This is a genomic window from Halorubrum sp. LN27 (assembly GCF_016635065.1).
Lineage (GTDB): Archaea > Halobacteriota > Halobacteria > Halobacteriales > Haloferacaceae > Halorubrum > Halorubrum salipaludis.
Window position 1 is genome coordinate 1,273,038 of sequence record NZ_JAEPET010000001.1, and the last position, 14,832, is coordinate 1,287,869.

Annotated in this window: 18 protein-coding genes; 10 read left to right on the forward strand and 8 right to left on the reverse strand. The window is 70.4% G+C overall.

All coding sequences use genetic code 11. From position 1 onward, the window contains the following. Window positions 1–4: 4 nt before the first annotated feature. The 4 genes from JIN95_RS06310 to JIN95_RS06325 form a co-directional block, all read right to left on the reverse strand. Complete coding sequence (locus JIN95_RS06310) at window positions 5–223, reverse strand: hypothetical protein (RefSeq protein ID WP_095637005.1); 219 nt, start codon at window positions 221–223, stop codon at window positions 5–7. Window positions 224–267: 44 nt separating this feature from the next. Then, window positions 268–2,025, reverse strand: coding sequence for a Na+/H+ antiporter NhaC family protein (locus tag JIN95_RS06315; protein WP_234699167.1), 1,758 nt, complete (start codon window positions 2,023–2,025; stop codon window positions 268–270). A 149-nt stretch (window positions 2,026–2,174) separates the two neighbouring features. Then, complete coding sequence (gene upp, locus JIN95_RS06320) at window positions 2,175–2,852, reverse strand: uracil phosphoribosyltransferase (RefSeq protein ID WP_095637004.1); 678 nt, start codon at window positions 2,850–2,852, stop codon at window positions 2,175–2,177. 132 nt (window positions 2,853–2,984) lie between these two features. Further along, complete coding sequence (locus JIN95_RS06325; RefSeq protein WP_095637003.1) at window positions 2,985–3,218, reverse strand: hypothetical protein; 234 nt, start codon at window positions 3,216–3,218, stop codon at window positions 2,985–2,987. 58 nt (window positions 3,219–3,276) lie between these two features. Here JIN95_RS06325 and JIN95_RS06330 point away from each other — a divergent pair, with 58 nt between their 5' ends. After that, window positions 3,277–3,603, forward strand: coding sequence for a hypothetical protein (locus tag JIN95_RS06330; RefSeq protein WP_200530825.1), 327 nt, complete (start codon window positions 3,277–3,279; stop codon window positions 3,601–3,603). Window positions 3,604–3,733: 130 nt separating this feature from the next. After that, window positions 3,734–3,973, forward strand: coding sequence for a hypothetical protein (locus JIN95_RS06335; protein WP_200530826.1), 240 nt, complete (start codon window positions 3,734–3,736; stop codon window positions 3,971–3,973). Window positions 3,974–4,056: 83 nt separating this feature from the next. On the opposite strand, the gene JIN95_RS06340 is transcribed toward JIN95_RS06335, so the two are convergent. Further along, window positions 4,057–5,376, reverse strand: coding sequence for a GTP-binding protein (locus tag JIN95_RS06340; RefSeq protein ID WP_200530827.1), 1,320 nt, complete (start codon window positions 5,374–5,376; stop codon window positions 4,057–4,059). Between the two features lie 119 nt (window positions 5,377–5,495). Between JIN95_RS06340 and JIN95_RS06345 the strand changes: the two genes are divergently transcribed. The 4 genes from JIN95_RS06345 (at window position 5,496) to JIN95_RS06360 (ending at window position 9,347) form a co-directional block, all read left to right on the forward strand. Continuing rightward, window positions 5,496–5,702, forward strand: coding sequence for a hypothetical protein (locus tag JIN95_RS06345; protein ID WP_095636999.1), 207 nt, complete (start codon window positions 5,496–5,498; stop codon window positions 5,700–5,702). Between the two features lie 161 nt (window positions 5,703–5,863). Next, window positions 5,864–6,160, forward strand: a complete 297-nt coding sequence (locus tag JIN95_RS06350; protein ID WP_095636998.1) for a hypothetical protein — start codon at window positions 5,864–5,866, stop codon at window positions 6,158–6,160. Window positions 6,161–6,188: 28 nt separating this feature from the next. Then, on the forward strand, window positions 6,189–7,196 hold the full coding sequence (locus tag JIN95_RS06355; RefSeq protein ID WP_095636997.1) for a TRC40/GET3/ArsA family transport-energizing ATPase: 1,008 nt from the start codon (window positions 6,189–6,191) through the stop codon (window positions 7,194–7,196). 294 nt (window positions 7,197–7,490) lie between these two features. Next, entirely contained in the window at window positions 7,491–9,347 is a 1,857-nt protein-coding gene (locus tag JIN95_RS06360) for a carbon starvation CstA family protein (protein ID WP_095636996.1), read from the forward strand. A gap of 71 nt (window positions 9,348–9,418) precedes the next feature. Here the strand turns inward: JIN95_RS06360 and JIN95_RS06365 are convergent, their stop codons facing one another. Together JIN95_RS06365 and JIN95_RS06370 are read right to left on the reverse strand one after the other, a co-directional pair. Then, window positions 9,419–10,087, reverse strand: a complete 669-nt coding sequence (locus JIN95_RS06365; protein WP_200530828.1) for a hypothetical protein — start codon at window positions 10,085–10,087, stop codon at window positions 9,419–9,421. Further along, entirely contained in the window at window positions 10,080–10,490 is a 411-nt protein-coding gene (locus JIN95_RS06370) for a cupin domain-containing protein (RefSeq protein WP_095636994.1), read from the reverse strand. The genes JIN95_RS06365 and JIN95_RS06370 overlap by 8 nt, the downstream gene beginning before the upstream one ends. Before the next feature lie 139 nt (window positions 10,491–10,629). On the opposite strand from JIN95_RS06370, the gene JIN95_RS06375 reads away from it, so the two are divergent. The 4 genes from JIN95_RS06375 to JIN95_RS06390 all read left to right on the forward strand — a co-directional run bounded on the left by JIN95_RS06375 (window position 10,630) and on the right by JIN95_RS06390 (window position 12,620). Then, window positions 10,630–10,890, forward strand: coding sequence for a hypothetical protein (locus JIN95_RS06375; RefSeq protein WP_095636993.1), 261 nt, complete (start codon window positions 10,630–10,632; stop codon window positions 10,888–10,890). A gap of 232 nt (window positions 10,891–11,122) precedes the next feature. Further along, complete coding sequence (locus JIN95_RS06380) at window positions 11,123–11,809, forward strand: DUF5828 family protein (RefSeq protein WP_095636992.1); 687 nt, start codon at window positions 11,123–11,125, stop codon at window positions 11,807–11,809. Between the two features lie 76 nt (window positions 11,810–11,885). Continuing rightward, entirely contained in the window at window positions 11,886–12,128 is a 243-nt protein-coding gene (locus JIN95_RS06385; RefSeq protein ID WP_095636991.1) for a hypothetical protein, read from the forward strand. A gap of 114 nt (window positions 12,129–12,242) precedes the next feature. Next, a complete protein-coding gene (locus JIN95_RS06390; protein ID WP_095636990.1) occupies window positions 12,243–12,620 on the forward strand; it encodes a helix-turn-helix domain-containing protein in 378 nt (125 codons plus the stop codon). A gap of 4 nt (window positions 12,621–12,624) precedes the next feature. On the opposite strand, the gene JIN95_RS06395 is transcribed toward JIN95_RS06390, so the two are convergent. After that, window positions 12,625–14,766: a S9 family peptidase gene (locus JIN95_RS06395; protein ID WP_200530829.1), complete on the reverse strand. Its 2,142-nt coding sequence runs from the start codon at window positions 14,764–14,766 to the stop codon at window positions 12,625–12,627. Window positions 14,767–14,832: the final 66 nt, after the last annotated feature.

Below are 14,832 nucleotides of genomic sequence, written 5' to 3' on the forward strand. Positions count from 1 at the left end.
CCCGTCAGTCGACGATGATCTCGGAGCTGTCGCTGTCGCCGTCGTCGCGGCCGGAGCCGAGCCGGTCCTGATACCGCTGGATCCAGTCGGCGAAGCAGTCGGGACAGAGCCGCTGGGTGTCGATGTTCGCCCGGTCGACGCTCAGCCGGACGGTGCGCGCGAGCGCGTCCGTGGTGGGCTCGCCGCAGCCGTCGCAGGGCTCGGTCGTCGGCGCGTCGCTCATACGGATCGGTCGCGCGGGCGGCTCTTAAAAGTACGTCGGCGGGGTCAGGCGCCGCCGCCGAGCGCGAAGAAGCCGGCCAGGAAGATCAGGTACGCGACGACGACGACGAGCGCGCCGGCGGCCACCGGCGACACGAGGGCGTAGCTCCCCTCGACGCCCGCGCCGCCTTTCGTCTCCGTCCCGTCACCCACGGCGTCGGCGGCGTCGATCTCCGCCGCCGTCGGCATCACCTCGGGGAGTCCCTTCCGGCGGGCGTCAATCCGGTTCAGCGCGAAGACGGCGACGACGGTGAGCGCGACCGCGAGGGGGAAGAGCAGGGCTATCTGCCGGACGCCCGCCGCGTACAGCCCGAGGACGCCGAGGGTGACTCCGGCGGCGGTGAGCGCGAACGGCACCTGCGTGTTCACGTGATCGATGTGATCCGCCCCGGCGAAGATCGACGACATCACCGTCGTGTCGCTGATCGGCGAGCAGTGGTCGCCCCAGATCGCCCCGCCGAACAGCACGCCGAGCAGGACCGGGAGGAGTTCGATCCCGCCGAGCTCGAGTCCGAGGGGAATGGCGAGTGGCGTGAGGATCGACATCGTCCCCCACGACGTTCCGGTCGTGAACGAGACCAGCATCGCCGCGAGGAAGATCAGAATCGGGAGGACGCCCGCCGGCACCCCGCCGCTGACGAGCAGGTCGACGACGTAGTCGGCGGTGCCGACCTGCTCCGCGGCGTGACCGATCCCCCACGCGAGGACGATGATCGCCGCGGCGATCACCATCGTCTCGAAGCCGTCGACCATCGTCTCGCTGGCCTCCTCGACGTCCATCGTCCGGAAGCCGACGGCGCCGGCGAAGCCGGTCACCATGAACGCGAAGGCGCCGTACAACAGCCCGAGCGCGACGTCGGTCTCCTCGAAGGACTCGGCGAGGCTCACGCCGGGGTCCGCGCCGCCGCCGAGCCACCACAGCGAGACGATTCCGACGACGATCAGCGCCACGAGCGGGAGGAAGAAGTTCGCGAGGCGCGGATTCGCCTCGCTGGGCTCGCCCACGTCGGAACTCACGTCAGAAAGCGGCGTCGCGTCGTCCCGGAGCGGCTTGCCCTCGGCGCGCGAGCGCCACTCGGCGTTCAGCATCGGCCCGTAGAACCGCTGCGTGAACGCGATCAGCCCGACCATGAAAAACGCCATGAAACAGTAGACGTTCCACGGGATCGACCGGATGAACAGCTCGAACGGCGTGACCCCGTAGTCTCCGGCGGTCGCGTCGATCGCCTCGAAGCCGACGACGATCATCGACACCTGAAAGCCGATCCAGTTCGATATCGGTCCGAACGTCGTCACCGGGGACGTCGTCGAGTCGAGCACGTACGAGTGCATCTCCGTCGACGTCTCGTTGCGCCGCGCGAGGTCGCGGGTCGCGTTCCCGGTCACGATCGTGCTCGTGTAGGAGTCGAAAAAGAGGAACACGCCGAGCGCCCAGGTCAGGAGCTGGGAGTCGCGCGCCGTGTTCACGTGGTCGGCGACCCACCGCTCGAGCGCGAGCACGCCGCCGGACCGGTAGATGAACGCCGCGCCGGCGCCCATAAAGAGGATCAACAGGAGGAACTTCGCGTTGAACGGGCTCAACACCACCTCGACGAGCCAGTCGTTCGCCAGCGCGGTCGCGGCGATCGGATTCCAGTCGGCGACGAGCAGCGCCCCGATCCAGACCCCGGCGAAAAGCGAGACGAGCGTCCGGCGGGTGTACATCGCCAACGCGATCGCGACGAGCGGCGGCGCCAGCGACAGCGCTCCGTACGTGGTCGTCATCGGCTCCGGCTATCTCCGCGGGAATATATAAAGACGTTGGCGATGTCAAAACTAAACGGGAAATAGCAGAATGAACGTCCAGAACCACCCGCTAATGAACATCATTACGGAACTCTCGGTGATACGCGAGAATCGCGCGAACGGTCGCCTCAGACGGTCCGGAACGCCCGGTCCCCGGCGTCGCCGAGCCCGGGGAGGATGAACCCGTCGTCGTCGAGGCGGTCGTCGATGGCGACCGTCAGCAGGTCGGCCTCGGGTACCGACTCGCTCACGCGGACGAGCCCGTCGGGCGCGGAGACCGCCGAGAGGACGAACAGGTCCTCGAAGTCGTCGGCCTCGTTGAGGACGTGGTCGAGGACGGCGCACATCGTCGAGCCCGTGGCGAGCATCGGGTCCGCGACGATCACGGTGTCCTGGGGTCGGATCTCGGGGAGCTTCACGTAGTCGATGGTGATCGGGAACTCGCCGTCGTCGGTCATCCCGGCCTCCTCGTCGCGGCCGGCCGAGATGACGCCCTGCTTCGCGCGCGGGAACGCCTTGAGGAGCCCCTCGACGAACGGCGTCGCGGCCCGGAGCACGTTGATGATGACCACGTCGTCGAGCCCTTTCACGCGCTCGCCGGTCGTCTCCTCCAGGGGGGTCTCCACCGGGACGTACTCGGTCTCCATCGCGCCGTCGATGATCTCGTAGCCGCAGATCCGGCCGAGCTTCACGAGCCCCTTCCGGAAGGCGACCTGCTCGGTCTCGACGTCGCGGAGCCGCGAGAGGGTGTCCTTCGCCAGCGCGTGCGTGATGAGGTGCGCGTCGTCGCGATCTTCGATCGTCATTGTCGGGAACAGAGCCCCGTTCGAGTTAAAGGATGGCGAAACTCGCCGGTTCGTCGGCTCGCAAACGCGGTCTCCGGACGCGGTTCCCCGCCGTGTTCCGCGAGAGGCCCCGACTGCGGGCCGCCGGGGCGGCTACCGCAACACCGCCACGTACGTCAGCGCGAAGAGGATCAGCGCCAGCGTCGCGACGTTCTGGAGGGTGAGCGTGATGAACCCGAGGAAGTCGAGCCCCCAGACGACGACCCACGCGAACCACGCCGAGAGCACGGCGTTCATCGCGAGCACCACCCGCGGGTCGCCCGTCGACTCCTCGACGCCGGCTCGGATCCCCTCGTCGTCGCCCGGCGCTCCGTCTTCCTCGCTCATACGCCGACTGGCGCGTGTGCGCCACTTAGCTCTTGTCCGTCGGCGCCGTACCGCGGCCATGGTCCGGCCGCCACGCCTCCGCAACCGCCGCGGCGACCCCGTCGACCCCGTACCCTTCCTGGTGGCCGCGGGGCTGGCGTTCATGTTCGCCTTCTCGTTCGGGCCGATCTTCGGGACGGCCTACGGGCTGTCGCTCGGCGCGTCGCTGGCGGCCGCCGCGGCCGCGTTCGCCGGGGCGGGATGGGTCGCGTACCGGCAGCTCGTCCGGCAGGCGCCCGCGGTCGACGCCGGGCCCCTGCCGGCGGGGCCGCGGTTCGAACGCCTGGTGTACGCCGCGCTCGCGCTCGGCGGCCTCCTGATCGGACTCACGGTGCCGCTGCTTTGAGTTCCCGCGGGGGGCCGCGGTCGACCCGCTGGGAGTTCGCCGCGAGCCGGACGCGTGGGGCGAAAACGGTCGTGCGATCGGATCGCACGCCAGCGGGACGCTGAGGTGGATCGGCGTGCGAACTTCATTCATGGGTCTAATTGACACAGTCACCGACGCGCTGGCGGCCTCGACCCAGCGCGCGCCCGGAGACACCGGCGGCGACGGCTCCGAGGGCTCGTACTGGTGCGACGACTGCACCGTCCGCGTCCGCGACGTCGAGGTCGACGACCGGGGGATCGACCGCGACGACGACGGGGTCCCCCGGTGTCCCGACTGCGGCGACTCGATGCGCTTCGAGCGCGCGAGCGGGTCCGGCTGCGCCTGCTGAACGCGACTCGCGTCAGCGGGCCGGATCCCGACTGACGAGCTGCGCCCGGAGCGACGAGCTGTGCCCGGAGCGACGCCCCGCGCTCAGGGCTCGCGGAGCGCGACCTCGGCGCCCTGTTCTGTCGGGAACGGCGCGGGGTCGACGGCGGCGGGGTCGTCGCCGATCGCGCCGCCGCCGAGGTCGGCCAGCTCCGCGTCCGTGAGGAGGGCGTCGTCGAGCCGGTCGACCAGCGCGGCCTCGTCGACGCCGGTCCCGATGACGACGAACTCGGTCCGGCGGTCGCCGCGCTCGTCGTCCCAGTCGAGGTCCGGGCGGTTCGAGCGCAGCATGTCGCGCTCGACCGACGGGAGGCCCGCGATCCACGGGCCGAGCGCGGTGACGCGGACCGACCGTGCCGCCTGCCCGACCTGCTGCCGCTGGTCGGTGCCCGCGACCCACAGCGTCCCCTTCGAGCGGACCACGTCGTCCGGGAGGTCGCGGAGGACGGCGGCGATCCGGTCGGGGTGGAACGGCCGGCGGCGGCGATAGGTGAAGGAGGTGACGCCGTACACCTCGTCGGGGTGGCGGTGGTCGTGGTCGTCCCCGTCACTCCCGTTGCCGTGACTTCCCTCCCCCTCGGCCAGCGCCCGCTTCCACCCCGGCAGGTCGCCGACCGCGCGCTCGTCGAACAGGCCGACGCCGAGGATCCGGTCCGGATCGACCGCGGAGAACTCCGTGACGACCGTCTCCGCGTCGGGCTGGAGCGCGCCCACGAGCTCGACCGCCTCGTCGATCTCCGCGTCGGTACAGAGGTCGGCCTTGTTACAGACGACGAGGTTCGACACCTCGATCTGTTCGACGAGGAGGTCCGAGAGGGGGCGCTCGGCGTCGCCCTCGTCGCCGTCGCCGCCTCTGTCGCTGTCTCCCCCTCCGTCGCCGCCTTCGACGCTCCCGCTTTCCCCCTCCGCGTCCGGGTTGACCCGCCGCTCCGGGACCTCGTCGCCCGCGAACGCGTCGAGGAACTGCCGCGTGTCGATCACGGTCACCAGCGCGTCGACCCGATACCGGGCCGCCGCGCGCGACTCGGTCGTGAACAGCCGAGCGACCGGCGCGGGCTCCGAGATCCCCGAGGACTCGACGACCAGGGCGTCGAAGGAGCGCTCGTTGGCGAGCCGCACCACGGCCGTCTCCAGGTCGTCCTGCAGCTCGCAGCAGATGCAGCCGTTCGAGAGCTCGGTGACGCCCTCGACGCCGACCTCCGACTCCTCGGCGATCAGCTCGGCGTCGACGTTCACGTCGCCCATGTCGTTGACGAGCACCGCGACGTCGCGGTCGCCGGCGTTCCGCAAGAGGTGGTTCAGCAGCGTCGTCTTGCCCGCGCCGAGGCTCCCCGAGAGCACGGTCACCGGGATCCGGTCGTCCATGGGGCCCCTCGGTCGGCGACTCCCTTCAACTCCGCGGGGAGGCGTCTCCCGAGACGGCGAGCGCCGTCCCGCCGTCGAAAGCCGATACGTTGATACGTCGCGCCCGCGGACCGCGCACCATGTTCCAGTACGTGTCCGCGGTGGGGATCGCTGCGACGGTCATGACGCTGCTCATGGTCGTCGCGATGCTGTACCTCGTCTGGGGCGCGATCGGTAACAGCGTCCATTCCCCCAGTCCCGGCGACAACGACAAGCCGGAGCTCGGCGAGGGCGACGACGCCGACGAGCCGCAGGGCGAACTCGCCGCCGACGGCAACTCGGCCTGACCGTCTCGCCCGCTCTCGCTTTCCCGTCCGCCTCATTCGTCTCGCCCGCTCTCGCTTTCCCGTCCGCCTCATTCGTCTCGCCCGCTCTCGCTTTTTCATCCGTCCCAGCCGTCTCGACCGCCCGCGACAGCTTTTACCGCGCCGGGGTATCACGATGGATCATGACGATCGCAGACCGGATCGCCGCCTTTCGGGCCGCGCTCGACGAGTGGCTCCGTGGGCTGTACCACGGGATGATCACGCACCCGGCCTACGAGAAGATCGAGAAGGAGGCGGAGGACGCGGAAGACGAGTTCATGCTCGCGTGTTTCCCCGACGCCTTCGGGATCCCCTCGCCGATCTCGTACTACACCGCGGAGCTCCTCCCGTACCTCGAAGACGAGTTCGAGGCGTGGGAGCGGCGGCTGTGGGACCGCGAGACCCTGATCGAGCGGAAGGGACAGCAGTACCACTTCTGATGACGGGACCGACCTCCGGGGGCCGGTGATGGAGCGATTCGTCTTCTTCGGCGGGAAGGGCGGGGTCGGCAAGACCACCGTCTCCTGCGCGTACGCGTCCCGCTGCGCGAACGACGGGGTGCGGACGCTGGTCGTCTCGACGGACCCCGCGCACTCGGTGTCGGACGTCTTCGACCAGCAGTTCGGCGACGAACCGGCTCCGGTCGACGGGATCGATGGCCTCGACGCGATGGAGATCGACCCCGAAGACGAGATGCAGCGGCACCTTCAAGAGATCCGCGAGTCGCTCTCCGAGCAGGTGTCGGCGGCGATGGTCTCGGAGATCAACCGCCAGCTGGAGCTGTCGCACGGGACCCCGGGCGCGTACGAAGCCGCGCTGTTCGACGCGTTCGTGAGCGTGATGCGCGAGGAGGGGGAGGCGTACGACCGGGTGGTCTTCGACACCGCGCCGACCGGCTCGACGCTGCGGCTCTTGGAACTCCCCGACTTCCTCGGCGACTGGATCGACCGGCTGCTGTACAAGCGCAGGCAGTCGATCGACCTGTTCGAGAAGGCCGCGATCGGCGACATGGAGCCGCGGCGGCTGATGGACGGCGACCCCGTCTTGGAGCGCCTCCAGCGGCGCAAGGAGTTCTTCGAGTTCGCGGGCGACACCATGCGGGAGGACGCGGCCTTCTTCCTCGTGTTGAACCCCGACCAGCTCTCGGTCAACGAGACGGAGCGGGCGATCGAGGGGTTCGGCGAGCGCGATCTGCGCGTCCGCGGGCTCGTCGCGAACAAGCTCACCCCCGAGCCCGACGACGACGAGGAGGGCCGCGGAGCGCGCTACCTCCGCGAGAAGGCGGCGACCGAACGCGACCGCCTCCGGCAGGTCCGCGAGCGGTTCGATCCCCCGCTCGTCGCCGAGATCGAGTCGCGGACCAGCGAGGTCCGCGGCGACGTGCTCGCCGAGGTGGCGGCCGCGCTCGACGTCGAGACGGGCGGCGACGGCGGCGACGGCGAGGTCGCCGAGGACCCCGCCTCCGCCGAGCGGTAGCCGTCTCCGGAGCCGACACCGGGCCGCAGACCCGCTCGCGCTCGATCCCCTGTTCGTCACCACCGATTCCCGGTCTCCGTTCTCACTACCGGTTCCGGTCTCCGGTCCCCGGTACGCGGGCGCGCGGCGGCGACCGCGACCGCCGTCGCGGAACCTTTCATATAAGAATAAATTAAATAAACGCAATTCGACGGATCGAAATCGCGCACCTGCGGCGGGATCCGCCGATAGATCACTATTGAAGATAATACTTAAGTGGCCGATCGTGAATCGGTACCATGAGGGAGGGAACCTATGACAAGTGTAATTTGGATCGTCGTCGCTGTGCTCGGCACCTTCACCGTAGGGTATATGGGGTACTCGCGGTACCTCTCGCAGTTCGTCGAACTCGATGACGAACGGGAGACGCCGGCGCACAAGTACGAGGACGGACAGGAGTACGTACCGTCGAAGAAGCCGGTACTACTGGGGCATCACTTCTCGAGCATCGCGGGCGGCGCGCCGATCGTCGGCCCGATCACGGCCGGGGCCATCTGGGGATGGGTCCCGGCGCTTCTGTGGGTCGCCATCGGGAACCCCCTGATGGGCGCGGTCCACGACTTCATCTCGCTGTCGAGCTCGATCCGCCACGAGGGGCGGTCGATCGGGTACATCGTGGGGCAGTACGTCGGCGAACGCGGGAAGAACCTGCTGCTGTGGTTCGCGTTCCTGACGATCATCCTCGTCGTCGCCGTGTTCGCCCTCGTCGTCGGGATCGTCTTGAACGCGTTCCCGTCGGCGGCGACCGCGAGCTTCGTGTACATCGCGCTCGCGGTCGTGTTCGGCGTGTACCTCTACCAGCTCGACGGCCCGTTCATCCCGGGGACCGCCCTGTTCGTCGCCGGCGTGTTCGCGGGCGTCTGGGTCGGCATCCAGTACCCGTTCGCGTTCTTCCAGCTGGCGGGCGACGCCTCTCACACGGCGGGCACGTTCGTCCTCTTCGAGGGGAGCACGGGCTCGTGGGTGCCCGGCGCGGGCGCGCTCGGCGGTAACACGGCGGCCTGGGTGCCCGTCATCCTGATCTACGCGGTCATCGCGAGCGCGCTCCCGGTCTGGACGCTGCTGCAGCCGCGCGACTACCTCTCGTCGTTCCTGCTGTACGCGGGCGTCGGTGGCGCGCTGCTGGCGATCATCGTCGGAACGATCTTCGGCACCTCGTCGCAGCCGCTCGTGATCGACAGCAGCATCCAGCCGTTCCAGGGGTTCATGGGGGTCGACAGCCGGGCGCCGTACCCGCTTTTCCCCATGCTGTTCGTCACCATCGCCTGCGGGACCATCAGCGGGTTCCACTCGCTGGTCTCCTCGGGGACGACGGCGAAGCAGCTGAACAAGGAGAGCGACGCCCGGCTCATCGGCTACGGCGGCATGCTCGGCGAGGGGCTGCTCGCGGCGACGGCGCTGTCCGCGCTCGCCATCGCCGGGTTCGCCTCCGACGCCGCGGCCGGCGGCATCGGCGGCGCGCTGCCGAACTTCGCGAGCGGCGGCGGCATCATCTTGACGAGCCTCGGCATTCCCGCCGAGTACGGCGCCCCGTTCATGGCGCTGGTGCTCGTGAGCTTCCTGCTCACCTCCACGGACACGGCCGCGCGGCTCGGCCGGTACATGATGGAGGAGATCGTCGGCACGAAAGGGACCCAGAGCGAGACCGGCTTCGGCGGCGGGATCGGCTCGTTCGCCCGCGGCCGGTACACGAATCCGGTCGTTCAGGGGCTGATCGCGTACGCGCTGGTCATCTCCGGCGAGTGGGCGACCCTGTGGGCGCTGTTCGGCAGCGCGAACCAGCTGCTCGCCGCGCTCGCGCTGCTCACCGGAACGGTCTGGCTCGCCAACTGGGACGAGACGAAACAGCTCGTCAGCACGGGCGTGCCGATGGCCATCATGGTCGCCATCACCGTGATCGCCTTGGCGTTCCTGGCGGGGTATCAGTGGCTGTTCGTCAACCTGATACAGGGCGGCGTGACCGGTATCGGCAACCAGATATCGATGGTCGTCCGCATCGCGCTCGCGGTCGTGCTCGTCTACCTCGCGCTGTCGCTCGTGCGCATCGGCTACGGCAACATCACGAGCGTTCGCGACGGGGACCGCCCGGCCGCGGAGCCGAGCGACGACTGACGCGAGCGACCGCCCCCGCTTCCGCGCCCTCCGCGCGCTCCGCGGTCATTTTTCGGGAAAGCCGGCGACCGTCACCGCCAGAACCGCTTCGCGAGCCGCGAGAAGAACCCCTCGTCCGGCTCCGCGACCGACTCCCACAGGCGAAACGCGCCGGCCACGTCGGCAGTCTCGCTCGCCACCAGCGACTCCTCGTCGGGCGCGACGACGATCAGGTTCACCTCGTAGTGGCCATAGTAGCCGAACTTCAGGAGCGTGCGGTCGCGGAACCCGTCGACGAAGTCGGCGACCGCCTCCGGGATCCGGTCCGCGACGAGCGCGACGGTGACGTCGGTGCCGTAGTGCTCCTCGTCGCCCTCGACGCGCTCGTCGGCGACGCCGTGAGCGAACTCGACGAGCCGCTCCAGCTCGGCGACCGACGGCGTGGAGACGCGCCGGGCGAACAGGAACTCCATCATGTCGTGGTCCGCGTAGCTCAGGGCGGGGTGGAGGAACTGCTTCTGGTTCCGCACCCGCATCTCGGCGGATAGCTCGAACCGCTCGCCGTCGACGACGACGTCGCGGTCGAGGTCGTAGCTGTACATCAGGCGGTCGGAGACGCGGTCGAGGTACTCGTCGTCGTACTCCGGGACCGCCTCGCGGATCTCCGTCGGCAGCTCCTCGGGGTCCCGCCGGGGCCCCTCGCCGGGCTGGGCAGTCCCGTCGGTCTCGGCGCCCTCGCCCGGCGTCGCGTTCTCACTCATCGTCGGCGTCGCCCGCCCCCGCGCCGTCCTCGTCGGGGTCGTACGCGACGGCGTCGTCGTCGGCCGGCGGCGCGCCGACCGCGAGCACGGTCACCGGGCCGTCGGCGTCCGCGGGGTTGTACGCGCGCTGGGGGCTCTCGGGGTCGACGACGAACAGGTCGTCGGCCGGCACCTCGTGGGTCCCCTCGGGCGTCTCCACCGAGAGCGTCCCGTCGAGCACGTAGAACGCCTCCTGTTGCGTCTCGTGGTAGTGGTACGCCAGCGGGAGCTGTTCGCCCGGCTCCGCGCGGAATCGATTGATCGCCGCGGCGTCGAGCCCGCCGGGCTCGGACAGCTTGCGACACTCGCAGGGGCGGCCCGACTCCGGGTCGACCGAGTCGACGTCGACGACGCGATATCCCATGCGAACTCGTTCCACGGTGCAGGTAAAAAGGGCGTCGGGAGGCGGTTCCGATTGCGCCGACCGCCGACCTCGACCGCGTCGAGCGGGTCCGAGGCGCGGTTTTAAGGAACTGAGCCGCCTACCCATGGGTAGAGAGCACATGACAGACGAGACAGCCACATCGGAGCCGACCGACGCGACGATCGAAGCGGAGGCGTGCGGCCGGTGTTCGATGTCGACCGTCGTCGGGGCGGTGGCGGGCGACCAGAGCCCGGACGAGCGCGCCGAGCGCGACCCGTTCGCCGGCGAGCGGATCGAGGTCGACGAGTCGTCCATCCGCCGGATCTCGCCCGCGGGAGTCCTCGGCGACCTCAAAGACCGGATCAACGAGCTCGGTCGCCGGATCGCGTACGGGAAGTAGCGCCGCCGCCCGTCGACGCCGCTCCGGCCGCGTCGGAACCGCCGCCGCCCGTCGACGCCGCTCCGGCCGCGTCGGAACCGCCGCCGCCCGTCGACGCCGCTCCGGCCGCGTCGGAACCGCCGCCGCCCGTCGACGCCGCTCCGGCCGCGTCGGAACCGCCGCCGCCCGTCGACGCCGGCTCACGTCAGTTCGGAGAGATTTATACGCGTTCGTTCCGTAGCGGGGCCAATCGATGGAAGAGAGCATCTCCGGCTTCAAGGTGCGCGGAGACTGGGGCGACGTGGTCGAACACGGGGAGCGGATCGCCTTGGCGCTCCGGGAGACGGGCGCCGACGGCGACGCGTTCCACGAGTTCGACGACTGGCGCCCGAAGTCCCACGAGCGCATCGACGAGGACGTGTCGGCGAAGACCGCCGAGCAGGCGTCCGTCAGCGAGGGGGAGGGCGAGCAGGCCGGGAAGTCGCCCGGCGAAGACCTCCAGACGGCCGGCGAGAAGCTCACCGAGTCCTACGAGAAGGTCGAGGAGAACGACACCGAGAGCGCGATGGAGAGGTGGGGCGAGTCGATCGGCCACGTCGCCCGCGCGGCCGACTCCGCGAGCCGCAAGGCGCTCCGGAAGGTCGAGGACACGGTGTACCGGAAGGTGATGACCCAGATGGCGCCGTACTACTTCGACAACGAGCTCGTCAGCGCCAACATCCAGGAGGTCGGCCGCGGCGAGGACGGCGAGACGTTCGTCTTCGAGGTGAACGTCAACGACGACGAGCTGAAAGCGGAGGTGAGCGACATCCTCGCCGAGTACGAGTCCGAGATCGACCGCTGGCACGTCGAGGCCGAAAAGCGGACCGAGGACGTGGCCGCCGCCGAAGGGGTCGAGCCGCCCCAGGAGGAGGGCGGGCCGGACTCGACGATGACCTGACCCGATCTCCCGTTCCCCGACGCCCCGCCGACGCCAACACGCCGAACTTAACTCGCGGAGCCGCGAACACACGCCAATGACCGAGGTACTCCGGGTGGCGGCCGGCGAGCTGTCGGTCGACGAGATCATCGACGCGCTCAACGAGGGCCGGCGAGTCCTCGTCGACGTCGAGGTCGCCGGCGGCGACCACGAGGTCGTGCTCCGGTACGACGGCGAGACCTATCACTGCGACACGCCGACGAACCTCCACCGCCACAGCGACGAGTCGGCGATGCGCGGCTGCGTCCGCCGGATGGGATACGCCGCGGCGGACGACTGATCGCCGGCGAGCCCCGACCGATAGCTGGCCGGCGAGGCCGATCGCGGTCGGGGGACGCTGCGACCCCACGGGCCGGATGGCGGCTTTTAACCCGTCCGCCGTCGAACGGAGTCCATGAGCGATCCCGAGATCGAGGACCTCGTCGGCGACGTCTCCCCGTCCTTCGATCACGTGCTCTCCTGCGTGTTCGGCGTCCGGGACCACGAGAGCCGCACGTACCTGACGCTGCTCGATCACCCGGGGAGCACCGTCGCCGAGCTCGCCGAGACCCTCGACCGGGACCGATCGAACGTGAACCGGTCGCTGTCGACCCTGCGCGAGAAGGGGCTCGTGGAGCGCCGCCGCCGCCTGCTCGACTCGGGCGGCTACGTCTACCAGTACACCGCGATCCCGGTCCCGGAGGCGAAACAGCGGCTCCACGACGCCTTAGACGAGTGGGTCGAGGGGGTTCATAGCGCGATCGACGCGTTCGACCCGGACGACCGGGAGTGAACGCCTACCCCTCGTCGTTCGGCTCCTCGCCGCCCTCGCCGCCCTCGTCGTCCGCCGCGCTCAACCCCTCCTCGTCGGGACGGTCGAGCGCCCGCGGCGCGTCGTGGTGCTCGGAGTAGCCGTCGAACCAGCGGGCGATCCGTTCGATGCGGTCGACCACGTGGGCGGGCTCCCCCGACCGCGAGAGCTCGTGGCCCTCGCGCGGGTAGCGCACGAACCGCGTGTCGACGCCGTTCTTGCGGAGCAGCCGGTGGTACAGCTCCGCCGTGCAGATCGGCGTCCGGGTGTCGTCCTCGGCGTGGACCAACAGCGTCGGCGTGTCGACCGCGTCGGCGTGGCCGGTCGGCGACTGCTCCCAGAGCCACGCCGGCTCCTCCGAGGGGACCGCGTCGAAGTCCCCCTCGACGAGCTTGTAGGCGGCGTCCGTCGACCCGTAGAATCCGGTCAGGTCGTACACGCCGCGCTGGGAGACGGCCGCGCGGAAGTAGTCCGTCTGGCCGACCGTCCACGCCGTCATGAACCCGCCGAAGGAGCCGCCGGTGACGAAGGCGTTCGCCTCGTCGACGTACGGTCGGTCCGCGACCGCCTCGACGCCGGCCATCACGTCCGCGAGGGTGACCGCGCCCCAGTCGCGCTCGATGGCCTGCATGAACGCCTCGCCGTAGCCGGTCGAGCCGCGCGGGTTCGACCAGAAGACGACGTACCCGCGGGCCGCGAGCGTCTGGAACTCGTGCCACATCGTCCCCGCCGTCGACCACATCGCGTGCGGGCCGCCGTGGATCTCGACCGCGAGGGGATATTCCCCTTCGGGGTCGAACTCCGGCGGCGTCAACACCCACCCCTGGATCTCCGTCCCGTCCGACTCGAACCGGACCTCCTCGGGCTCGCCCACAGCGCGCTCGGCGAGGTAGTCGGCGTTGAGCTCGGTCAGGCGCGTCCGCTCGTCGCCCCCGGCGTCGTAGACGAAGACGTCGCCCGGGTGGTCCCACTCGCTGGCGGCGAACGCGACGGTCACCTCCTCGGGGCCGGCGCCCGCCTCGCCGCCGACGGTACCGCCCGCCACCGTGCCGGGCCGGCAGAGCCGCTCGGGGTCGTCGTTCCCGTCCCCCGGGACGTGCCAGACGGCGGTCTTCCCCTCGTCGGGCGTCGCGAAGTACAGCGTCGCGTCGTCGGGGCCCCACTGCGGGGCGATCGCACGGCCGACGCCGCGGTCGAGGTCCGCGGTGAGTTCCGTCACGTCCCCGCTTTCCCGGTCGAGCACGCGCAGGTCCGTCTGCCGCATGGAGACCCGCTCCGCCTCCGCGTGGGTGAACGCGATCCGCCCGTCGCCGGTCGCCGCGAGCGCGGCGCCCCACCCCGTCGTCTCGTGGACGGTCTCGGTCTCGTCCGTCCCGAAGTCGTGTGCGCGGATCGCGATCTCGACCGAGTCGTCGGGGTCGTCGCCGACCGCCTCGGTGAAGTAGAGCGTCTCCGCGCCTCCCCACTCGGGCGCGCCGAAGTCGGCGTCGCCGTCGGTGACGCGCTCGATCCCCGCGGCCGGGTCGCCGCCGGTCGCGCCGTCGACCGCCGCGTCGGCGTCGGCGACGTAGACGTGCGACCGCCGGCCGTCGAAGTAGCGCTGCCCGGAGCGGTAGACGGTCCGGTCGATCACCCGCGGGTCCGGGTGGTCCTCGGGCTCGTACTCCTCCGGGACCGCGAGGTCCCGGTCGGCCTCCCGGTCGTCGGCCGTCACCGACTGGACGAAGGCGATCCGCTCGCCGTCGGGCGACCACGCGATCTCCGACACGCCGCCGACGACGTCGGTGACCCGCCGGGCCTCGCCGGCGGCGAGGGGGAGCACCCACAGCTGTTGGCGGTCGTCGTCGGCCCCGCGGGTGGCGGTGAACGCGATCCGGTCGCCGGAGGGGCTCCAGCGCGGCTCCGCGTCGGCGCCCTCGGCGAGGGTGAGCCGGCGGGGGTCCTCGGCGGTGTCGCCGGCGTCGTCGCCTTCGTCGCCGGCGGCGTCGACGAGATACACCGTCGACTCGGTCGTCTCGCCGTCGATCGGCTCCTGCCGCAGGAAGGCGACGCGGTCGCCGTCGGGCGAGAGCCGCGGGTCCGCGGGCGTCGCGATGTCGTGGTAGTCGGCCGCAGTGACGCGCTCCATGCCCGCGGGTCGCCCGCCGGACTCAAAAGGGGTCGGGAGGCGGAAAGGGGCCATGAGGCGGAAACG